Annotated in this window: 18 protein-coding genes and 1 pseudogene; 13 read left to right on the top strand and 6 right to left on the bottom strand. The window is 61.6% G+C overall.

Going from position 1 to position 22626, the window contains the following annotated elements; all coding sequences use genetic code 11:
• The 5 genes from PQ627_RS08720 to PQ627_RS08700 all read right to left on the bottom strand — a co-directional run bounded on the left by PQ627_RS08720 (position 1) and on the right by PQ627_RS08700 (position 5523).
• Positions 1-1104: a Gfo/Idh/MocA family protein gene (locus tag PQ627_RS08720; RefSeq protein ID WP_274260115.1), complete on the bottom strand. Its 1104-nt coding sequence runs from the start codon at positions 1102-1104 to the stop codon at positions 1-3.
• Between the two features lie 45 nt (positions 1105-1149).
• The gene (locus PQ627_RS08715) at positions 1150-2049 is read right to left on the bottom strand and encodes a carbohydrate ABC transporter permease (protein WP_274260113.1); all 900 of its coding nucleotides are present in this window, start codon (positions 2047-2049) and stop codon (positions 1150-1152) included.
• Entirely contained in the window at positions 2046-3020 is a 975-nt protein-coding gene (locus PQ627_RS08710) for a carbohydrate ABC transporter permease (protein ID WP_274260112.1), read from the bottom strand. Before PQ627_RS08710 ends, PQ627_RS08715 begins: the two co-directional genes overlap by 4 nt.
• Positions 3021-3022: 2 nt before the next feature.
• Complete coding sequence (locus PQ627_RS08705; protein ID WP_274260110.1) at positions 3023-4330, bottom strand: ABC transporter substrate-binding protein; 1308 nt, start codon at positions 4328-4330, stop codon at positions 3023-3025.
• 197 nt (positions 4331-4527) lie between these two features.
• Positions 4528-5523 (bottom strand): LacI family DNA-binding transcriptional regulator, encoded by a 996-nt coding sequence (locus tag PQ627_RS08700; RefSeq protein WP_274260108.1) that lies wholly within the window; start codon positions 5521-5523, stop codon positions 4528-4530.
• Positions 5524-6059: 536 nt separating this feature from the next.
• On the opposite strand from PQ627_RS08700, the gene PQ627_RS08695 reads away from it, so the two are divergent.
• Both PQ627_RS08695 and PQ627_RS08690 read left to right on the top strand, forming a co-directional pair.
• Entirely contained in the window at positions 6060-7262 is a 1203-nt protein-coding gene (locus tag PQ627_RS08695; protein WP_274260105.1) for a DUF262 domain-containing protein, read from the top strand.
• Positions 7259-8044, top strand: a complete 786-nt coding sequence (locus tag PQ627_RS08690) for an MAE_28990/MAE_18760 family HEPN-like nuclease (RefSeq protein ID WP_274260103.1) — start codon at positions 7259-7261, stop codon at positions 8042-8044. Before PQ627_RS08695 ends, PQ627_RS08690 begins: the two co-directional genes overlap by 4 nt.
• A gap of 24 nt (positions 8045-8068) precedes the next feature.
• Here PQ627_RS08690 and PQ627_RS08685 read toward each other — a convergent pair whose 3' ends face one another.
• A complete protein-coding gene (locus PQ627_RS08685) occupies positions 8069-10606 on the bottom strand; it encodes a tetratricopeptide repeat protein (RefSeq protein ID WP_274260101.1) in 2538 nt (845 codons plus the stop codon).
• 332 nt (positions 10607-10938) lie between these two features.
• Between PQ627_RS08685 and PQ627_RS08680 the strand changes: the two genes are divergently transcribed.
• The 11 genes and pseudogenes from PQ627_RS08680 (at position 10939) to PQ627_RS08630 (ending at position 22440) form a co-directional block, all read left to right on the top strand.
• Entirely contained in the window at positions 10939-11742 is an 804-nt protein-coding gene (locus tag PQ627_RS08680) for a hydroxypyruvate isomerase family protein (RefSeq protein ID WP_274260099.1), read from the top strand.
• A 38-nt stretch (positions 11743-11780) separates the two neighbouring features.
• Positions 11781-12677 (top strand): annotated as a pseudogene (locus PQ627_RS08675) (2-hydroxy-3-oxopropionate reductase); the annotation flags it as partial.
• 116 nt (positions 12678-12793) lie between these two features.
• Entirely contained in the window at positions 12794-14569 is a 1776-nt protein-coding gene (gene gcl, locus PQ627_RS08670; protein WP_274260095.1) for a glyoxylate carboligase, read from the top strand.
• A gap of 23 nt (positions 14570-14592) precedes the next feature.
• Entirely contained in the window at positions 14593-15759 is a 1167-nt protein-coding gene (locus PQ627_RS08665; protein WP_274260092.1) for a glycerate kinase, read from the top strand.
• Positions 15752-17101, top strand: a complete 1350-nt coding sequence (gene allB / locus PQ627_RS08660) for an allantoinase AllB (protein WP_274260090.1) — start codon at positions 15752-15754, stop codon at positions 17099-17101. The genes PQ627_RS08665 and allB overlap by 8 nt, the downstream gene beginning before the upstream one ends.
• Before the next feature lie 10 nt (positions 17102-17111).
• On the top strand, positions 17112-17864 hold the full coding sequence (locus PQ627_RS08655) for a winged helix-turn-helix domain-containing protein (protein WP_274260088.1): 753 nt from the start codon (positions 17112-17114) through the stop codon (positions 17862-17864).
• A gap of 81 nt (positions 17865-17945) precedes the next feature.
• Positions 17946-18416, top strand: coding sequence for a thioredoxin-dependent thiol peroxidase (gene bcp / locus PQ627_RS08650; protein WP_144661287.1), 471 nt, complete (start codon positions 17946-17948; stop codon positions 18414-18416).
• Between the two features lie 179 nt (positions 18417-18595).
• Positions 18596-19714, top strand: a complete 1119-nt coding sequence (locus tag PQ627_RS08645; protein WP_274260085.1) for a PP2C family protein-serine/threonine phosphatase — start codon at positions 18596-18598, stop codon at positions 19712-19714.
• Between the two features lie 18 nt (positions 19715-19732).
• Positions 19733-21706 carry a glycosyltransferase family 2 protein gene (locus tag PQ627_RS08640; protein WP_274260083.1) on the top strand — a complete coding sequence of 658 codons (1974 nt, stop codon included), beginning with the start codon at positions 19733-19735 and terminating at the stop codon, positions 21704-21706.
• Complete coding sequence (locus PQ627_RS08635; protein WP_274260226.1) at positions 21696-22028, top strand: STAS domain-containing protein; 333 nt, start codon at positions 21696-21698, stop codon at positions 22026-22028. Before PQ627_RS08640 ends, PQ627_RS08635 begins: the two co-directional genes overlap by 11 nt.
• Entirely contained in the window at positions 22021-22440 is a 420-nt protein-coding gene (locus PQ627_RS08630; RefSeq protein ID WP_274260081.1) for an ATP-binding protein, read from the top strand. Before PQ627_RS08635 ends, PQ627_RS08630 begins: the two co-directional genes overlap by 8 nt.
• Positions 22441-22626 lie beyond the last annotated feature (186 nt).

Raw genomic sequence — 22626 nt, 5'->3', positions numbered from 1 at the left:
TCAGAGCCTTACTTCGCGTTGTTCCAGGGCGGATTTGTAGCAGGCGTCGAGCACCAACGCGCGGCTGAGGGCGAGCGATCCATCATGGCTTCCCCAGACGGTCTCGCCGCCGCGGACGGCAGCAACAAAATCGTCGACGACGGCCTGGTGCGCCTTTCCGGGTTCGGCTACCACCTCGAAGTCGGCATTCTGGCCGTCCTTCTCGGTGAAAATGTGCACGTCTGCGACGGGGTTCTCGGAGGCGCCCACCGAGCGCAAGTCCGCACCGCCGTCGGTCCCGTAAACGGTAAAGTCCATCAGGTCCCTCTCGTCGCGGTAGGTGGCCCAGCCCGCTTCGAGGATCAAGGTTCCGCCGCCTTCCAACCGGATGAACGCGGAGGCGAAGTCCTCCACTTCAAACTTATGGCTGGAGTTCGACGCCGTATACCTCGCGTTGCCGCCGAGGCCGCGCGGGCCGAGTTCAGAGTGGGTCGACGCCGAAACGGCCAGGACCTTAGGCTCGCCCAGCAGGTGCAGCGAGTAGTCCAGGACGTGCACGCCGATGTCGGCCAACGGGCCACCGCCGGCGAGCGCCGGGTTGGTGAACCAGCTGCCGAGCATCGGAATGCCCTGGCGGCGAAGCCAGGAAGCCTTGGCGTAGTACGGACGGCCGAGGGTCCCTTCGTCGATCACGTTCTTGAGCGCCTGAATGTCGCCGCGGCGGCGGTGGTTGAACGCGACGTCGAGGACGCGGCCGGCCTTCCGGGCGGCGTCAACCATCGCTTGACCCTCGACGGCGTTGCGCGCCAGGGGCTTTTCGCTCAGCACATGCAGTCCCCGCTCAAGCGAAGCAATCGCGATCGGCGCGTGGAGGAACGTCGGCACGGCGACGCTGACGGCGTCGAGGTCCTGAAGTTCGATCATGTCCTCCCAGCGCGCGAACGCGTTCGGAATGCTGTACTCCTCTTTCAGCTGGGCCAGGAGCTCTGGTTCCATCCCCGCGACGGCGACAATCTCGACGCCGTCGATGTTGCTGTATGCCTTGAGGTGCTGCTGGCCGGCCCAACCGATGCCCACAACTCCCACCTTGAGGGTTGCGGTGGTGGCCTGCTGCTGAATACTCACGTTATTCCTGTTCTTTCTGGGTTTCTTGATGGTTTTGGAAAGCTGTTAGCCCTTGACCGCGCCCGCGGTCATACCGGACACGATGCGCTTCTGGCACAGCAGCACCAGGATCACGAGCGGGACCGTGATGATCACCGATGCCGCGCTGATGGTGCCGAGGGGCTGGTCGAACTCGCTGGTTCCGCTGAAGAACGCGATCGCGACCGGTACCGGGCGGGCTTCGGGCGAGGTGGTCAGCGTGACGGCCAGGAGGAACTCGTTCCAGACCGAGATGAACACCAGGATCGCGGTGGTCGCCAGGCCGGGCACTGCCAACGGAAGGATGACCTTGCGGAACGCGGTGAACGGCGTAGCGCCATCCATGTACGCCGATTCCTCGAGCTCACGCGGGATCTCCTTGAAAAACGACGTCAGCGTGTAGATCGCCAAAGGCAGCGCGAACGTCAGCTTCGGGATGATGAGGCCGAGCAGTGTGTCGTAAAGCCCGATTTCGCGCCAGATGGAGAACATCGGGGCCGCGATGGCGATGGCCGGGAACGTCGTCACCGAGAGGATCAGCGTCAGGATCATCGCCTTGCGGCGCATCTTCAGCCGGGCCAGCGCATACGCGGCGAAGGATGCGAACACCAGCGCCACGGTTGTAGTTACGACGGCGATGATCACCGAATTGCGCAAGGCCAGGAGGAACTCGGGGTTCTGGAAGACAACCAAGTAGTTCTCCAGGGTCGGCTGGCTCGGGAAGAGCTCGCCTTTGGACAGGCTCGCTCCCTTCTTAAGGGAGGTGTTCACCAGCCAGTAGAAGGGGATGAGCGAGAAGCCCATGACCGCGACGACGAATACCCACACCAAGGGATGGAGTTTCGCCTCCCCGCGCAAGCGGCGCTTGGGTGACTTGCGCCCGGGGGCGGGTGCCGGCGTCGTGCGTTCTGCCGTCAGCGTGCTCATTGCTCCTCCTTCGCGACGTCGCGGATGTTGCCGCCGCCGAAGCGGATGTAGATGACCGAGACCACCATGACGGTGATGAAGGTGAGGATGGAGAGGGCCGAGCCCTCGCCAACCAGCCGGTTTTCGCGGAGTTCGCCGTAGGCCAGCATGGACATCGATTCGGTGCCGTTCGCGCCGCGGGTGAGGACGAACGGCAGGTCGAACACGCGCAGGGCATCCATGGTGCGGAAGATCGCGGCGAGCACGATCGCGGGACGCAGCAGCGGCAGGGTGATGTGGACAAAGGTCTGCCACTTGCTGGCGCCGTCGAGCTCCGCGGCCTCGTAGGTTTCGGCGGAGATGACCTGCAGGCCGGCCAGGATGATGAGTGCCGCGAATGGCGTCGTCTTCCAGACGTCGGCGAGGACGATCACCGCCATGGCGTAGCCGTGCTCCCCCAGCCAGACGACGTCGCCGCCCGGCAGTCCGAGTGCGGAGAGGACGTTGGTGACCAGTCCGAGGTTGGGCTGGAACATCGTTTGCCAAGTGATGGCGCTGACCACGGTGACGATCGCGTACGGCAGCAGGACCACCGTGCGCAGGACGGCGCGACCCCTGAACGCGAGGTTGAGCAGCAACGCCATCGCCGTGCCGAGGATCAGCTCCAAGCTCACAGAGAGGCCCGCGAAGAGGAAGGTCTGGCCGAACGCGGCCCACCACTCGCGGCTGGCCAGGGCGTTGATGTAATTCTCCAGGCCGACAAACCGCGAGAGCCCAGCCGTGCGGACGCTGTACTGGTTCATCGAGAGCCAGATTGCGTAGCCGATCGGGACCGCCGCCACGAGGGCCATGAGGATCAGCGACGGCGCGGTCATGCGGAAGGCGAGACGGCGTTCGGCGCGGTCGCGGCCTGACACACGACCGGGGACGCCGCCGTCGTTCGTTGCGCGTTTTGGCGCCCCGCGACCGGGTTGGAGGGTCTTGATGGCCATGGTTAGAAGCTCGACTTGGCCGCAGCGACTTCGTCGGCCATCTTCTTCACGGCGTCCTCGGTGGAGGTGGTGCCGGAGAGGACGGCGTAGACGTTCTTGTAGATCGCCTGCGAAATCTGCGGGTAGACCGGGGAGATCGGGCGCGGCTTGGCACCCTTGACCGAGGCGAGGAGTTCAGTAGCGAACGGCATCTTCTGGAGCACCGCGGCGTCGGAGTAGGCAGCCTCATTCACCGGGGCCTGCGAGTAGTCCATGGCCACGTGCTTCTGCCAGTCCGGCGTCGTGGCGAAGTCGATGAAGGCAACCGCCCCTGCTTGGTTGGTGGAGTTGGCCGAGATTGCCAAGTTCCAGCCGCCAAGCACGCCCGAGGCCTTGCCGCCTTCCCAGGCCGGCAGCGGTGCAACGGCGAAGCTGGACGCGAGCGGCGTCGCGTTCAGCAGGCGGTACACGTGCGGCCAGTTGCGCTGGTATCCGAAGCTGCCGGACTCGTAGGCCAGGCGGGCGGGGTCTTCGTTGTAGGTGAGGACGGCGCGGTCGGCGGAGCCGTTCTTGAGGCCGTCGGTCATGAAGTTGAGGACGTCGCGGGTTTCCTGGGAGTCGATCTTGACGTTGCCCTGGTCATCGAGGACTTCGCCGCCCGCGCTGTAGAGCATTTCGAGGAAGTTCACCGTGAGGCCCTCGTATTGCTTGCCCTGGTAGACGAACCCGTTGCCCGGGGCCTTGGCTGCTTCAGCGTAGAGCTGCTGCCAGGTCTCCGGCTTGGCTACCTTGTCCTTCTGGTAGTAGATCAGGCCGGCGTTGGTGAAGAACGGCGAGGCCCAGTACTTGTCCTGGTACTTGGTGGTTTCCACAGTGGAGGGAATGAGCCGGTCCTTGTTGGCTTCCACCAGCTTGGTCTGGTCCAGCAGCCAGCCCTGCGATGCGAACTCGGAGGTCCAGATGACGTCCGAGATGAAGATGTCGCACTCCGTGGACTTGCCTTCGAGCCGCTGCACAATCTGCGTGCGGGCTTCGTCCGTGGTGGCGCCGATCTCGGTGTACTTGGCCGTGACCTTGCCGTTTGCCTTGGTGAACGCTTCAGCCGTGCCCTTGTAGATGCCGCTCGCGTCCTTGACGCCGCAGACGTTCACGGCACCGCTGGCATTAGCGCCCGACGACGGATCGGCGGCTGCCGCTTGTTCCGCACCTTGGGGAGCTGCTCCCCCGCCGCAGGCGCTGAGGAGGAGGGCTGCTGCTATGGCGGTGGCGGCGAGGGCTGTGCGTTTGGTGGCTTTGTTTTGGAGCGGGAGAGCAGGTCGGTTCAAGTCCACAAGTGGCTCCTTTGGTGACTGTGGGGATGTTCAGTGCGGCGCTTTGGCTGTTGCGCAGTCCTGAGTTTGGCTTCGTTGCCGGGTGCTGTGCTGAGTGGTGGAATCGATTCCAAATGTCGCTTTGAAAAAAGGCCTTGCGGCCCGTGGAATCGATTCCAAAGTAGTTTTGCAGTGGTTGCTCGTGGCTGTCAACCCTTTTATTTAGTGGAGTCCCGGATGACGAGTTGGTGCGGGAAGAAGGTCCGCCCCTTACGGTGCGCCCCCTCGACAGTCATCCGCTCCAGGAGCTCGGCGAAGGCCGCTCGGCCCATCTCGTAGGCCGGCTGCCTCACTGTAGTCAGCTCCGGAACGCACATCTCTGCCTGGGCTGAGTCGTCGAAGCCTGCAACGGCGACATCATGCGGAACTCTCAGGCCCGCGTCGGTCAGCTCACGGACGCACCCGGCGGCGACGACGTCCGTTCCGCAGAAGACGGCGTCCGGGAGGTCCTTGGCTTCCAGGAGCTTCTTTGTGAGATTACGGCCTGCGTGGAAGCCGAAGTTGCCCTCGCCTAGGAGGACCCGGTCCGGCTCGAGGTTTGCCTCTTTGAGTGCCTGGCGGAAACCTTCTTCCCTGAGCCGGCCGGAGCGGGCACCCCTATGGGCAAGCATGGCCAGCTTCTTGGCGCCAGTGTCGATGAGGTGCTTGGTGATGTCGTAGCCTGCCTGGCGGTCATCGATGGAAACTCCGAACGCTGCCTCGGCATCGACGATTTCACAGACCTGGATGACGCTGAGTTGCTCGGCGACGGCGCTTACTTCTTCGTCCGGCATGGTAGGTGAAAAGATCACCAGGCCGTCCACGGAGCCGTTCCGCAGCATGTCCACGAGTTGCTGTTCACGGTCACGGTCCCCGTCTGTCGCTGCAATGAGGCTGACGTATCCGTTGTCCGCGGCCGCGTCTCCTACTCCGCGGAAGACTTCGCTGATGACGAGGGAGTCGAGGTTCTTGGCGAGGGCAAGGACGCGCATGGTTCGGTCTCTTCTTAGGTCTCGCGCCGAGGCAAGAGGTCGGTAGCTCAGTTCCTTGATTGCGGCGTTGACCTTTTCCTTGGCCGTGGCGCTTACGGCCGAGCTCCCGTTGAGGACGCGCGACACCGTCCCGACGGATACACCAGCAGTCCTGGCGACATCTTGCACTGTCGACCGAGCCATTGTTTGTCCTTCCGCGGATGACGCCTGCCGCCACATTGAGCCGGTCCACCGGCGTTCTCAGCTTAGACGCATCAACTAGAAGTACCGCCAGGAGAGGTTCTAATGATGACTGTAAATGGCACGGGAGCTTTTGAAGCCCTGGCGACATTCAATTGCTCCCGAACCTATTTAGAACCCGGCAGCGACCAGAGCGTCCTCATGCCCCAAGATGATGCCAGATTCAAGGCACGGCAAGGTCAAGCATGGCTGGCTATGCCCGTGCTGTCACGCCGGTCAATTTCTCTCGTACCCACCAAGACGATGCCATCGACCCACGTTGGGTGGGTAGTGTGCGCCCACCACCTCGGCAGAACGGAACTAACGGCGCGACGGCTAATTCCTAGGACCAGAATCCGCTGTCACCATGCGGAGCTACCCCTCGTTTAAGCCCTAAGGAGTAGCCGAGCCGCGGGGCGGAAAGGGGACACCATAGAGAATAGCTGCAAAGTGTCCGACTCTTTCACGGTTTCACCCCGATTCCCGATAACCTACGTTTCATGACCAATGACCCTTCCGTACCTACGACTGAAGTCGAAGAGTGGTTCGAAGAAGAAATCGACGATGCGCAGAGCGGAACCCCGGAAAGTGAAGGTCCTGCACAGACGGCCGATGAGAAGTATGCCCAAAGCCAGCTTCGCGTCATACGTGAGACGAAAGACTATCAGCTGGACTACTTGAGACATGCGCTCCAGCCTGGCGCCGAATCAATTCACACCTCGCCAGAATACCAGAGAAGGCTTCGATGGCCGCTTCGTAAACGTTCCCTACTGATTGAATCATTCCTTCTGAACATTCCAGTACCACCGATCTTTATGTTCGAGCGTGATTACAATGAGTACGAGGTAATCGATGGTCGCCAAAGATTAGAAGCCATTCGATCATTTCTAGGTAACGAGTTTCCTCTTTCTGGTCTAGAGTATTGGCCCGAACTGAATCGAAAACGATTTCGTGAACTACCTACAGTCCTCCAGAAAGGTCTCCTTCGACGGAGCCTCTCCGCAGTCGTTCTCCTGGCAGAGACTCGAGCGGTGGATGACCAAGGAATTGATGTCAGACGCGTACTATTTGACCGCCTGAACACTGGTGGAGTGCGCCTAAACCCTCAGGAATTGCGGAACGCACTTTACCCGGGAGAACTTAACTCCATGATCATGGCCCTTGCAAGAACGCCCTTGTTTACCCGAATATGGGGCATTCCACCCTACACCGCAGAGGAGGCAGAGAACCCTTCGAGCGACCTGCTTGCCAATGCCTTGTTTAGTTCACTCGCGGATGCTGAGCTGGTGCTCCGCTTCTTTGCCATCCGTGATGCGATTGCCAACAATCGCGGAGGTTCACTCAAGCGACTACTTGACTCGTACATGGAACGAAATAGGGAAGCACCGGCAATGGAAATCGTCCAGATGAGAGATGAGTTCACCTCTAGCCTCTCCACGCTCGACACTGTCTTCGAAGGGGCTCCGTTCCGACTTCCCGATGGCGGACGGAGAAGTCGCCCAATGTACGACGCTTTCATGGTCGCGGTGAGCGATACCGACAGCAGTTCTGTTCTGCAACGGTGCGGCTCTATTCGTGACCGCTTGAGTGAGGCCCTATCAGACCCAGCCGAGTACGACATACTCGTTGGACGCGGCAACACTATGGAAGCCATACGTAGCCGCGTAAATTTGGCGTCCAAGATCCTTGGAGCCGGCTTGTGAGCTACCCTGCGATCGATGCGTCCTTCAGAGACTTCGAAGCGGACCTTTCGCGCGCGCGGCGCTTACTGGAGTTCATCATTCAGTTTCACGCTTTTGCTTCGACAAACCCGCCGGAAGATTCTGTTGCGTCGTGGCCTTCCGCTCAATCACTTCTAGATCTATCGAAGCCGTTGAGAACTGACCTGCCGATATTGTCGGGCGCGATACTGCTCTATCTAGCCGGGCGGTTCGAATTTTTTGTTAGGCAGACGGTTGAAGCCGCGACGGACTACCTCGTCGAGGCGGCCGAGACCTACGAGCAACTGCCTGATCCCGTCCGCAGATATTTACATAATCGTTCACTTGATGTTGCCCGAGATCCCAGCAAGTTCAGACTTACAGAGCTGGAGGCATTCGATATCCTAACGAAGCTGGTTGAGCGAGAGAAGCCCGGTAGTGAGGAGCTGCAAGTGGACTCCTGGCTTATCTCTTACACCGATTCGAACATGAGACCTGACGTCCTCGATGATGTCTTGAAGCGAATCGGTCTTGCTGATTTTTGGACAGAAGTAGGAAAGCAGACTGAGGTAAAGCTGCTTTTTGAGAACAATAGCGATGGCATGTGCAAGCAAGAAGCCAGAAAGCGTCTTTCAGATATCATGAATGAACGCAATGACATAGCACACCCAACGGGAAACATACAGTTCTCCTCAGCCGAGGAAATACTTCAAAAAGGAGAGTTTTTAAGACTTCTCGGCGGGCTGCTGAAGAGCCATGTAATTCTACATCTTAGAACTAAGTGAATGGACAAGCGAAAAAATTGCCGGTTAGATGTCTATAAGGCTCACATTCATCGCTCGAAGACCTTTTGAACCATTTGAGGAGACTGTAAATCCACAAATAGAGCCTATCTGGACTCGCTGCCAATCATCTTGGTTTGAAAAATCTTTCGCATGACAGAAGTAATCCTTACCTTGTGAGCGCAGAAACATATAACCCTTTTCGGATTTCATGCTCTTTACCGCACCTATGGTCCGCGCGTCGTCACCGGCGGCAAGTTCTGATAAGGCCCGAAGGGTGGCTGCAAAATGTTCAGACTTAGAACTTGCATATCCTTTGCTTCGGCGTGAGATGTCACTCGCCGTTTGCTGAAGATGCAATACGTGATCTGCCGCCGACGCGACTGTCCGTTCATCGGCGACAGATGCCAAGAATTCAACTGCGAGTTCGATTGCTTCGACGGCAGCGTCAATATCATCAACTTTTAGACACCGGAGTGCCTCTGCATTCCTCGACCGGACAAAAAGCTGGAGTGCTCGTACCTTTTCAGGTGCCGAGACGGACCGATCTTCAACTATGACACCGGCGGTCTCGGCAGCTTCAGAAAAACTCTCCATCGAGTAATGCGCCCAGGCAATCCCCTTGAGTATCTCGATGGATTGCGGATCGAAGCGCGCTGCAGTCTGGAGCGCGCGGAGTCCGGCCGGTGCGTCACCCATGTCAGAGAGCAGGAAGCTTCCGTAATGGAAATACGAGGAGGCCGACTCGGGTGCCAGTTCGATGGCCCGTTCATAAGCCATCTGCGCAGCGTGGTCGTTGCGGTCCATCGAGTGGATATACCCTTCAATCCTCCAAGCCTCTGAGAATGTAGGTGCCAGCTTCTGCGCCTCAAAACATAGTTCTAGAGCACGCTCCCGCTCAGTGGGCAACCATAGGGCCTCCCGTAACAGGCGAGCGACGTGAAAGTCGCCAGGCCCTCTCACCGAAACAGTGGAGGCGTCATACGGGGTCGCACGGATTAGGGCCACTAATCCGGTACCCATAAGCGACAGGCTATCCTTACGTTCGAGAAGCCACTTACGCTCTTCAGGTATGACAGGGTGATGCTTATCTAGATATTGTTTTGCAAAATCGGTCAGCTGGTAGCCAGTATCCACAGACTGATTGCTATTGAGATTAGACATCGAAACAAAATTTGTTGTCAGCAATTCGAGTAGCGCGGACTGAATATCATCGGCGGTAAAATCATTAAGATATGCGAGTTCAGCCTGATTGCGGGCCCCAGGCAAGACCTGCATGCTACGAAGCACTGCACGGGGATTGTCGCCCAGGTACTCGTATACGTTCGACATGCAGAAGTCCAAAAGAAGTGCATTGTTGGTAAGCAGATCCTCTGGACGCTTCCCCGTCTGGACTCCAGCGACAAACCAACGGATATAGGCAGGATGCCCACTCATTGCGTTTACCCAGCGCTCGACTATCTCTTGCGGTAATTCTCGCAGTTGCTGTATTCCTCGAACTCGAGCTAGTGCCCTTAATAGTCGAGATGCATCATCTGTACCTAGGGGTGTTAGGCTCACGGGATATTCGGTGCTGCCGACGCCTATGCGACTTGTGATTACAACTTTGCTACCAAGTGGTAACTCAAGTAGGAAATTCCTAAGCCTATCATCGAGTACGGTCTCTAGGTTATCAAGAATTAGAAGTACCTTAAAATTCTCGAGGTAGGAGAGGATTTCATCCTCGGAATCAGTGTTCTCAGATCCGGAAAGGATTGAAGCGGCCTGATCGAAAAGACCTAGTGAATCCTCAATGGCACCTTGAATTCGTTGAATCTCATTGGATGACAAGATGGTCGACTTAGCAGTAACCCAAACAATGGCGTCAAAGCTAATGCTTGGGTCATCCAGAAGATCATAAGCGGCCTTTAGAGCAAGAGACGTCTTACCTATGCCACCGTCTCCTAGAATAGAAATAACAGGATAAGGTCCTTTAATTGCCTTCTTAATCTGACGGAGTTGCTCCTGCCTGCCGAAGAACCCGGTCTCGTCAAAGTCAGGAACCGGCAGGTTGTGCTGTGGCCCTTTGTCACCATCCTTAGGTAATTGCATTGTTAGACCGAGCACGTACGACGGATCTTCGGAGAGCCGACTGAGTGTAACGTCAGTTTCGGCCCAAATGCCGGGAAAATTTGCCAGCTCTTTGGCTGCGTCTATTAGGGTTGCCGAGTCATCAATCTCCATCGGCCTCGTGTGAGCGACCCGATTTCTAATGGACACCACTCTCTCCATGCGAGAGGAAAGCGGTGCAATGGCCGTTAGCTGCGTCGGTGACAGCTTTCTCTTTAGGCTCATGGCCAATTCGTAGACTTCGGCAAAGTCTAGATAAGGAAGCACCGCCTGGATATTGGCCGCAGGGGCTTGACCATCTCGCTTGCGACGCTCGTCTACTTTCGCTCTCTTATCCTGCGGCAACTCGATAGGTATCTCGGGGCTTGCCGTAGCTTCCGAGACCAAGGCCCGCATGTCCTGTTCCAGGCTTGAAAGCAACGCGTAGCAGGTCAATCGAGTAGCGCTGAAGCTCACAGAGGCCCCCATTCATGTCCTATACAGTGCCCCCGATCCTATGTCCGCGCCCTTGGGCCAAAGGACATTTATTGCTAGACCCTATCCGTGTCGCAACACGCCGCTTCCCCCAAAGGGTGGGACGGAGCTTCTAGATAGGTATAGGAGCGGCACGAGCCTGGTATCCCAAACCCGCACCTCCCCACCCACCCCCTTGACTCACACCTCCACCTTCCCTAAACTTTTCATAAAGCAGAATCTAAATTCCACAAAGCGGAAACTGAGGCCAAGCACTAGGGCCAGCCGAAGCACAGAGGAAGATAGATCAAAGCCCCTCCTCGGAAGGACCTACGATGACGTACACAGTGAACTGCTCCATCCTCCTGACGGAGCTGCCCTTGCTCGAGCGCCCCGCCGCCGCGAAGGCAGCCGGTTTTGACGCCGTCGAGTTCTGGTGGCCCTTCGCCACTTCGGTTCCCACCGACAAAGAGACCACAGAGTTTGAAACAGCCATCAAGGACGCCGGCGTTCAGCTCACGGGCCTGAACTTCAACGCCGGCAACATGCCCGGCGGCGACCGCGGCCTCGTTTCCTGGAAGGGACGTTGCTCCGAGTTCAAGGACAACATCGACGTCGTAGCCGGCATCGGTGAGCGCCTGGGCTGCAAGGCATTCAACGCCCTTTACGGCAACCGCCAGGATGAGTTCACCCCTGAAGAGCAGGACGAACTCGCCGCCAAGAACCTCGCCGCAGCAGCTGCCGGCGTCGCACGTATTGGCGGAACTGTCCTCCTCGAGCCGGTGAGCGGCGCACCCAAGTACCCGCTCCTCACGGCTGAAGACGCACTCAAGGTCATCGCCCGCGTCAAGGCAGAATCCGGTGCACAGAACATCAAGCTCCTCGCCGACTTCTACCACCTGGCAGTCAACGGCGACGACGTCGAATCCGTCATCGAGAACCACGCCAAGGACTTCGGCCACATCCAGATCGCCGACAACCCCGGCCGCGGCGCACCCGGCACCGGCACCCTCCCCCTCGGCGAGTGGATCGCCCGCAGCCGCGAACTCGGCTACGAGGGCTACATCGGTTTGGAATACAAGGAACCGCAGGAGACGGCATTCAGCTGGGCCATCCGCCAGCGCGCCAACGCCAACTAAGCACCCAGCTCAACAAGCACACCTGAGCTAAAAAGACTTTCAGAAAGAGAACCACAATGAGCAACGTTGCAGTCATCGGCCTCGGAATCATGGGCCTCCCCATGGCCATCAACCTCGTCAAGGCCGGCCACACGGTCACCGGTTTCAACCGCAGCCAGGACAAGATCGACAAGCTCGTCTCCGAGGGCGGTCAAGGCGCCAGCAGCATCGCGGACGCAGTCAAGGACGCCGACGTCGTCATCACCATGGTCCCGGACTCCCCCGATGTTCAGGGTGTCGTCAGCGGCAAGGACGGCGTCTTCGCCAACGCGAAGAAGGGCACGCTGTGGATCGACGCATCCAGCATCCGCCCCGACGTCGCCAAGCGCCTCTCGGAAGAAGCAGTAGAAGCAGGCATCCGCCCCCTCGACGCCCCGGTCTCCGGCGGCGAACAGGGCGCCATCGACGCCGTCCTCTCCATCATGGTCGGCGGCGACGCAGCAGACTTCGAGGCAGCACAGGATGTCCTCAACGCAGTGGGCAAGACCATCGTCCACGTCGGCCCGTCCGGCTCCGGCCAGACCGTCAAGGCAGCCAACCAGCTCATTGTCGCCGTCAACATCCAGGTCCTCGGCGAGGCCATCGCCTTCCTTGAGGCCTACGGCGTCGACACCGACGCAGCACTCAAGGTCCTCGGCGGCGGCCTGGCCGGCTCCAAGGTCCTGGACCAGAAGGGCCAGAAGATGCTCGACCGCAACTTCGACCCCGGCTTCCGCCTCGCCCTCCACCACAAGGACCTGGGCATCGTCACCTCCGCAGCCCGCGAAGCCAACGTCGCCGTCCCGCTCGGTGCCGTCGTCGCGCAGCTCGTCGCCGCAACCGTCAACCAGGGCGACGGCGGTCTGGACCACTCGGGCCTCTTCAAGCAGGTCCTCCAGCTCAGCGGCCGCAAGTAAGGCACTAAGCACCAAACCAAGGGAACCCGCCGTCGTGAATTACGACGGCGGCTCCCTCACCACACCCTTTTTCCGCCCCCAACGCGGGGCGAACCCAAGATTTCAAGGAGCACACCATGGCAAAGATGCGTACCGTTGATGCGGCCGTAGCCATCCTGGAAAAGGAAGGCGCCACCGAGGCGTTCGGCCTGCCAGGCGCAGCAATCAACCCCTTCTACTCGGCAATGCGTGCCCACGGCGGCATCCGCCACACGCTGGCCCGCCACGTTGAAGGCGCCAGCCACATGGCCGACGGCTACAGCCGCGCAGCTGATGGCAACATCGGCGTCTGCATCGGCACCTCCGGCCCCGCCGGCACCGACATGATCACGGGCCTCTACGCAGCCCAGGCCGACTCCATCCCGATGCTCTGCATCACCGGCCAGGCACCCGTTGCCAAGCTGCACAAGGAAGACTTCCAGGCCGTGGACATCGAGTCCATCGCCAAGCCAGTCACCAAGTTCGCCATGACCATTCTGGAGCCGGGTCAGGTTCCCGGTGCTTTCCAGAAGGCCTTCCAGGTAATGCGTTCGGGCCGTCCGGGCCCGGTTCTGCTGGACCTGCCCATCGACGTTCAGATGGCCGAGATCGAGTTCGACATCGACGCCTACGAACCCCTGCCCGTGGAGAAGCCCAAGGCTTCCCGCAAGCAGCTGGAAAAGGCACTGGACCTGCTGACCGCATCCCAGCACCCGCTGATCGTTGCCGGTGGCGGCATCATCAACGCCGGCGCTTCGGCCCAGCTGGTTGAACTGGCCGAGATCCTCAACGTTCCTGTCATCCCCACCCTGATGGGCTGGGGCGCGATTCCGGACGACCACCAGCTGATGGCCGGCATGGTTGGCCTGCAGACCTCGCACCGCTACGGCAACGAGACCTTCCTGCAGAGCGACTTCGTGATCGGCATCGGCAACCGTTGGGCCAACCGCCACACCGGCGGCCTGGACACCTACACGGCAGGCCGTAAGTTCGTGCACATCGACATCGAGCCGACGCAGATCGGTCGCGTTTTCTCCCCCGACTTGGGCATTGCGTCCGACGCCGGTGCGGCGCTGGACGGTCTGTTGGAGCTGGCCCGCGAGCGCCAGGCAGCCAAGACCCTGCCGGACTACTCGGGTTGGGTCGCCGAGTGCCAGGAGCGCAAGGGCTCCCTGCACCGCAAGACCAACTTCGACAACGTGCCCATCAAGCCGCAGCGCGTGTACCAGGAGATGAACAAGGCCTTCGGCAAGGACACCACCTACGTGTCCACCATCGGTCTCTCCCAGATCGCCGGTGCCCAGATGCTGCACGTGTTCGGTGCCCGCAAGTGGATCAACGCAGGCCAGGCCGGTCCGCTGGGTTGGACCGCACCGGCAGCCCTGGGCGTTGTACGCGGCACCCCGGACGCCACCGTTGTTGCCCTCTCCGGTGACTACGACTTCCAGTTCATGATCGAAGAACTGGCCGTGGGCGCCCAGTTCAACCTGCCGTACATCCACGTTGTGGTGAACAACAGCTACCTGGGCCTGATCCGTCAGAGCCAGCGCGGTTTCAACATGGAGCAGAACGTTTCCCTGGCCTTCGAGAACATCAACTCCCCGGAGACCAACGGCTACGGCGTTGACCACATCAAGGTTGCCGAAGGCCTGGGTTGCAAGGCCATCCGCGTTGAGAACCCGAACGACCTGCCCGCCGCATTCGACAAGGCCAAGGCACTGGCCGGCGAGTTCAAGGTTCCCGTGGTTGTTGAAGTGATCCTGGAAAAGATCACCAACATCTCCATGGGCGTTGAGATCAACGGCGTGAACGAGTTCGAAGAGCTGGCCGAGACCGCGGCGGATGCACCCACCGCGATCCTCGCCAAGGCGTAAGTAACAGTAAAGGAGGCACCGGAATGCGTGTTGTCATCGCCCCGGACAAATTCAAGGGCTCGCTGTCCGCGCCCGAGGTCGCCGAGCACCTGGCAACAGGCCTGCTGGCGGGCTTCGGCCAGGGCATACAAGCAACACGCATTCCGGTGGCCGACGGCGGCGAAGGAACCATCGACGCCGCCATCGGCTCCGGCTTCACCCGCCGGAACACCACCGTCACCGGCCCGCTCGGCGAACCGGTCAAGGCCGACTTCGCCATCCGCGGCGAGGAAGCTGTCATCGAAATGGCGGCAGCTTCCGGCCTGGCCCTCCTCCCCGAGGGCCCCACGTCGAAAACAGCCAAGACCGCCAACAGCATCGGCACGGGCGAACTGATCCGCGCCGCGCTGGACCTCGGCTGCCGGAAGATCATCCTCGGCGTCGGCGGCAGCGCCAACACCGACGCCGGAGCCGGAGTCCTGCAGGGCCTCGGCGCCGTCTTCCTGGACAAGAACGGCAACGAGCTCCCCGGCGGCGGCGCCGCCCTCGCCCAGCTCGACAGCATCGACTTCTCCAACTTCGACGTACGGATCGAAGCAACAGAGTTCGTGTTGGCGTCCGACGTCGACAATCCCCTTTTGGGGGCCAGCGGAGCCCCAGCCATCTTCGGTCCGCAAAAGGGCGCGACGCCGGACGACGTCGCCGAACTGGACGCAGCCGCGAGCCACTTCGTCGACGTCCTCGCCGCAGCGACCGGGCAACACGCCAAGTTCGCGGCCAAAGCAGAAGGCGCAGGCGCGGCGGGCGGCGTTGGCTACATCGCCATAGCGGCACTGAAGGCAGAGCGGCGGCCGGGCATCGACGTCGTCCTCGAATTCACTGAGCTGGAGAACAAACTGAAGGGCGCCGACCTGGTGATCACCGGCGAAGGCAGCCTGGACGAACAGAGCCTGCTCGGCAAGACCCCCATGGGTGTCTCCAGGGCAGCAACGCGGCAGGGCGTTCCCGTGATCGCAGTCTGCGGCCGGAGTACGCTGAGCCGGGAACAACTGAACGACGCCGGTTTCCACACGGTCCATGCCCTGACCGACCTGGAAAAAGACGTCCAAAAATGTATCGCTGAAGCAGGTCCGTTGCTTGAACAATTAGGTAAGCACATAGGCGTGTACCTGGCGGAACGGACCGAAAACAAGGAGTACCTCAATGTCTGAAGCAATCGGCGCCTATGACCTCGTCATCCGGGGACAGCGCATCCTGACCACTGCCGGCCTCGCTGCACGCGAAGTTGGCATCCGCGACGGCGTCATCGTCGCCATCGAACCCCTGGGCAACGGCCTGACAGGCAATGAGGTCATCGAACTCGCAGACGACGAAACCCTCATCCCCGGCCTGGTGGACACCCACGTCCACGTCAACGAGCCCGGCCGCACCGAGTGGGAAGGCTTCGCCTCCGCCACCCGTGCCGCCGCTGCCGGTGGCGTGACCACCATCATCGACATGCCGCTGAACAGCATCCCGCCCACCACCACCGTGGACGGCCTGGAGCAGAAGCGCGTCGTCGCCAAGGACCAGGCATTCGTGGATGTCGGATTCTGGGGCGGTGCCATCCCCGGCAACAAGGCCGACCTCCGCCCGCTGCACGACGAAGGCGTCTTCGGCTTCAAGTGCTTCCTCCTGCACTCCGGCGTGGACGAGTTCCCGCACCTGGACGCGGACGAGATGGAAGAGGACATGAAGGAACTGAAGTCCTTCGACTCCCTCATGATCGTCCACGCCGAGGACTCCCACGCGATCGACCGCGCCCCGCACCCCGGCGGCGACCACTACGAGACCTTCCTCGCCTCCCGCCCCCGCGGTGCCGAGAACAAGGCCATCGCCGAGGTCATCGAACGCGCCCGCTGGACCGGCGCCCGCGCCCACATCCTGCACCTCTCATCCTCCGACGCGCTCCCCATGATCGCTTCGGCAAAGCGCGACGGCGTCAACCTCACCGTTGAGACCTGCCCGCACTACCTGACGCTCATGGCCGAAGAAATCCCCGACGGCGCCACGGCCTACAAGTGCTGCCCGCCCATCCGTGAGGCCTCCAACCGCGAGCTCCTCTGGAAGGGCCTGCAGGACGGCACCATCGACTGCATCGTCTCGGACCACTCCCCCTCCACACTGGACCTGAAGGACCTGGAGAACGGTGACTTCGCAGTGGCCTGGGGCGGCGTTTCCTCCCTCCAGCTGGGCCTGTCCCTGATCTGGACCGAAGCACGCCACCGCGGCATCCCGCTGGAGCAGGTTGTCGCTTGGATGTCGGAGAAGCCCGCCGCGCTGGCCCGCCTGCACAACAAGGGCCAGCTCGCCCTGGGCTACGACGCCGACTTCTCCATCTTCGCCCCGGACGAAGCCTTCGTTGTGGACGTCACCAAGCTCAAGCACAAGAACCCGATCACGCCGTACGACGGCCGTCCGCTGGCCGGCGTCGTCCGCAAGACCTACCTGCGCGGCACCCCGATCGACGGCCAGAACCCCGGCGGCAAGCTGCTCCGCCGCGGCAACGTTTAGGCCCACCACCATGGCAGTCAATGCCTATGGGCCACCGCCCGCACGGTTCCCCCGGCGCTCCAGCAACGGAGCGCCGGGGGCCGCGCGGCAGCAAGGCCTGACAGCACACGGTCTCGCGCTCTGGGTCAACCCGGCCGAGGGCGACCCCGTGGATCCTGAAATTTGGGAGCGGGCAGCACGACTTGTGCTGGCCCGCGCCATGAAACTTGCCCCGGAGGCGGAAGTCCGCATCTGGCCCGCCATCGGGGCACAGCACTCCGGCGTCGGCGACACTTCCTGGGGCGGCACTCCGCAGGAAGCCGCCGACGCCGGTACCAACGGCTCGCTCACCCTCGCCGATGCCCTCGCGGAGGCCCGGTCCAAGACCGCGTCCGACGGCGGCGAGGGCACCCAAGCAGGCGGCAGCACCGCCGTCGAGCCCGTAACGTTGGCGAGCCGTCGCAGCCAACTTGCGGTGGACCTTGCCGCTGAAGTAGTCCTGCTTGATGGCGAGCCGGTTTCCTTTACTGGCATGGAATACAAGCTGCTGCGCTACTTGGTGGTGAACTGCTCCCGGGCCATCAGTCGTGAAGAATTGCAACGTTTCCTGGAGTCATTTGACCTTCCCGGCGCGGCTTTTCGCTCGATCGACGTTTATGTTGGAAGGGTGCGGCGGAAGCTCGGCTCCGCGCGCCACACCGTCGCCACCGTCCGTGGTGGTGGCTACCAGTTCGTGCCAGGCCCCTATGCCACAGTGCGCGGACCCGCGGAATACAGCATCTAGGTTCGCTGTTCTACATCTCGAATCCGCTTTATTTTGAATGACCAAACGCCGGTGCACACCGGTTGAATGTAAAGGATCGCCATGACCCAGAAACTCATCGTCGGAACGCAAGCACCTGACTTCACGCTGCTCGACGCCGACGGCAACAAGGTCTCGCTGTCCGATTACCGCGGACGCAACGTCATTGTGTACTTCTACCCGAAGGCAGCCACCCCCGGCTGCACCACCGAGGCTTGCGATTTCCGCGACAACCTCGCCAGCCTGCAGGGCTCCGGCTACGAGGTCCTTGGGATCTCCCCCGACGGCCCCGAAGCCCTGGCCAAGTTCACCGGTGATTTCGCCCTGACCTTCCCGCTGCTCTCCGACGAAGACCACGCCGTGGCGCTGGCTTACGGCGCATGGGGCGAAAAGCTGGTCGACGGCGAGATCGTCGAAGGCCTGGTGCGTTCCACTGTCGTCGTGGACGGCGAAGGACTTGTCCGCCTCACCCAGTACCAGGTCTCCGCACAGGGCCACGTCCAGGCGCTGAAGGAAGAGCTGCTGGGCGTCTAACCCTCTCTCACATCCCGCGCGCTTGAGCCGGACGCCCGCTCACATCCCGCGTGCTTGAGCCGATCGCCCGCTCACATAACTGCACAAATCTTGTAACGCCCGCTCACCAAAAATGAGCGGGCGTTTCATTTGACGTGACTAAACGTGACAAATAGCCAGCAGCATTAGTTAATTGAGCCATGGTCTCAACCTCGCCCCCGCGCCATGCCGTCGTTGTCGAAGACGACGCCGACATTCGCGGCCTCCTCGTCCTGGTCCTTGAGCAGCTCGACTTTGTGGTGACCGAGGCACCGGACGGTCTTTCCGGCGTCGAAGCCGTCCGCAGGACCAACGCCGAACTGGTGACCCTGGACATCAACCTCCCGGACATCGACGGCATGGAAGTCTGCCGCCGCCTACGGGAATTCTCGGACGCATACATCCTGATGCTCACCGCCCGCGCCGATGAGATCGACCGCCTCAACGGCCTGGATACCGGCGCGGACGACTACATCAACAAACCCTTCAGCCCAAGGGAACTCCAGGCGCGCATCCGTGCCCTGTTCCGTCGGGCCCGGACGCCCGCCGCCCCTGCGGAAGACCCGCGCCAGGTGGACGAACTTGAACGGGCGGCCGTCGTGCAGCAAAGCCTCCTCCCGCGCGAAACAGTCCGGCTGGAAGGATACGACGTCGCTGGCGCCTTCCGTCCGACCCGCAGCGTTGGCGGAGACTTCTACGACTGGTACCAGACCCGCGACGGCATGCACCTGACATTCGCCGATGCGATGGGCAAGGGAATGGGCGCCGCCCTGATCGCCGCCACCGTCCGGGCCGTGATGCGTTCCGTGGCGGATACCCCGGCCATCGATGACGCCTTCGCCTCGGCCAGCCTCACTATCGCCTCCGACCTCGACCAGTCCGGCTCCTTCGCCACGATGTTCCACGCACGCCTGGACAGCGCCTCCGGGAAGCTGAGCTACATCGACGCCGGACACGGGCTCGCGCTGCACATCCCCGCAGAGGGGACCGCACAGAGGCTCGTGTCGGCAGGTCCGCCCGTCGGCATCATGGATGGCCAGCACTGGCCGGCCTCTGAATTGGAACTTGAGCCGGGGGATTCCCTGGTGATTGTCAGCGACGGGGTGCTGGACGCCCATGAGTCGTTGGAAGACTTTGTGCGGAATGTCGAGAAAGCGGCGCGCACCGGACCTACCTCGGACGACGTCTGCGCCGCCTTGCTGGAGCTGGCGCCGGCGGAAACAGCCGAAGACGACGTGACCGCCGTCGTCGTTCGCCGTAAACCTGACGCACCGAACTAAAGCCACAAAGGGGGGATTTTGACACGTTTCTGGACCCGGTTGATCGTAGTCCTGACAGTAATTCTGGGCGTTAACTATGTGGCGTGGCGTTGGATGGCGTCGCTGAACTGGGATGCCTGGTGGATCGCGGTTCCGCTGGTGCTCGCTGAGACGTACAGCCTGATCGACGTGATGCTGTTCGGCCTGACGGTGTGGAACATCAAGTTCCGCAAACCACCGCCCCCGGCCCCCGATACGGCCACCGTGGACGTCTTCATCACCACCTATAACGAGCCATTGGATCTGGTGATGACCACGGCCCTGGCAGCCAAGGACATCACCTGGCCGCACAGTACGTGGATTCTCGACGACGGCAACCGGCCTGAGATGCGCGAACTCGCCGAAGCCCACGGCATCGGTTACGTGACGCGCACTGCTGACTGGACACCTGACATGCCGCGGCACGCCAAGGCGGGCAACCTCAATAACGCGCTCATGATCACCTCGGGCGAGTACCTGTTGATTCTCGACGCCGACCAGATCCCCGAGCCGGACATCCTGGACAAGACGCTGGGCTACTTCAACGACGACCGTGTGGCCCTGATCCAGACCCCGCAGTACTTCATCAACGTCCCCGCCGACGATCCCCTGGGCAGCCAGGCACCCCTGTTCTACGGACCCATCCAGCAGGGCAAGGACGGCTGGAACGCTGCGTTCTTCTGCGGCTCCAACGCCATCCTCCGCCGGGAGGCCCTCATGCAACTGGGCCTGGTTGGCTATGTGAAGGCCACGGAGAAGAGCATCCGCCGCGCCCTGGCGGCCTCGCGCACCGCCATCAAGAAGGCACGCCGCTCCCCCGAGGCCGAGAACCCGCTGGTGGAACAGATGCTGAACGAGGTTGAGGCCGCCACGGAATCCGCCCAGAAGGAACTCGAAGCCGGAGCATCCCTGAGCGAGATCACCTACCGGGTCCGCCGCAAAGTGGACGACGCCGTCCGCACCCTTGTGGCCGCCGACTTCTCCGCGCTCCAATCGGACCTCGAAGAAATCGCCGCGATGGAACTTGCCCACGTCGGTGAGTCGGGCGTCACCACCGTGGCGAGTGACGCCGTCGACCGTATGTCAGGGCGCGACTGGTCCCCTCTGGGTGCGCTCGAGTCCGTCCACGCCGTCCTGGACGCCATCTCGGTGGAACGCACCGACGAAGCCCAGCCGATCATGCCCCTGGCCACCATCTCGGTCACCGAGGACATGGCAACCGCAATGCGCCTGCACGGCCTGGGCTGGAAGAGCGTGTACCACCACGAAATCCTGGCCAACGGACTGGCGCCCGAGGACATCAAGACCATGCTGACCCAACGCCTCCGCTGGGCCCAAGGCACCATCCAGGTCCTGCTCCGCGAGAACCCTCTGGTCCAGCGCCGGCTCACCTGGGGCCAGCGGCTCATGTATTTCTCGACGATGTGGAGCTACCTCAGCGGTTTCGCCGCCGTCGTGTATTTCGCCGCGCCGATCATCTACCTGACGCTTGGCATCCTCCCGGTGAGCAGCCTCAGCTACGACTTCTTCATCCGCTTCATCCCGTTCATGGTGGTGAACCAGTTGCTCTTCCTGGTGGCCGGGCACGGCATTCCCACCTGGCGCGGGCAGCAGTACAGCCTTGCGCTGTTCCCCACCTGGATCAAGGCCTGCACGACGGCGGCACGGAACGTTTGGTTCGGCCGTCCCCTTGGGTTTGCGGTCACCCCCAAAGCGCGGCAGAGCGGCGGACCAAGTTGGAGCTTGATCCGGCCCCAGATCATCGTGGCCGTGCTGCTGACCGTGGCGTTGATCGTTGGCCTCATCCGCTTGCTCGCCGGCATGTCGGAGCCCTTGGGCACCCTGGTGAACGTGGCGTGGGTGGCGTTCGACCTCGTGGTCCTGAGCGTGCTGGTCAAAGCAGTTTTGTACAAGGGTTTCGTGCCTGAAAGTGGGCCTGAGCACCAAGAAGAAAGGAATGCAGATGCAGTTTAGCTACGAGGTCAAGGAGGCCTACGCGGAGGTCAAGAGCGTGGGCCGGCTGAACATGGTAGCCGCGCCCAAGCTTCGCGAAGTGGTGGCTGAAGTTGTTGCCGGCGGCTCGAGCCGTGTGGTGGTCAACCTGGCCGAGACCGACTTCATGGATTCCTCGGGGCTTGGGGCGCTCATCGGTTGCCTCAAAGCTGCCCGCCAAGCCGGTGGGGACCTGCGCATCGCCGCCGTCCAGCCGCAGGTCAAGATGGTCCTGGAACTGACCAACATGGACCGGGTCCTCACGGCCTACCCCACGCCTGAAGACGCTTTCGGCAATGACTGATGTAGTCGCCCGCCGGGGATTTCACGGGCCCTCCAACGACGAAGCCATCGAGTCCATCCACAACGAGCTGGACGCCCTGTGGGACGACGCCTCTTTTGTGCCGGACATGGACCGGATGACGTTCGCTACAGCAGTGATCGAGGCAGCGGCGAACATCGTGCAGCACGCGCTCCCTGCGGCAGAGAAGCCGGTGGAGATCGACGTCGACATCAGCGTGCGCCCTGCCCGCTTGGTGGCCCGGGTCAGCGCTTTTAATGCCCGGGAACCGTTCGCCGACGATATGCAGGCCTCGATGCCGGATTCCGATGCCGAGTCCGGGCGTGGGCTGGCGCTGATCGAGGCTTTGGTGACAACTGTGACGTTCGAGCGCCAGGACGGCACCAACACCTGGATTCTCACCCGCGAAACCTGACCCTCGCTCACATCCCACCCGCTTGCGGCCCCACGCTCGCTCACACCCCCCGCGCTTGAACCGAACCCTCGCTCACATCCCACCCGCTTGAACCGAACCCTCGCTCACATCCCACGCGCTTGGGCCGAACCCTCGCTCACATCCCACGCGCTTGGGCCGAACCCTCGCTCAATACCTTTGCGACGC

It is taken from the genome of Paenarthrobacter sp. AB444, assembly GCF_028736865.1.
GTDB classification, from domain to species: domain Bacteria; phylum Actinomycetota; class Actinomycetes; order Actinomycetales; family Micrococcaceae; genus Arthrobacter; species Arthrobacter nicotinovorans_B.
The sequence above is the reverse complement of the archived record's forward strand: the minus strand, read 5'-3'. Positions and strand labels throughout refer to the sequence as shown.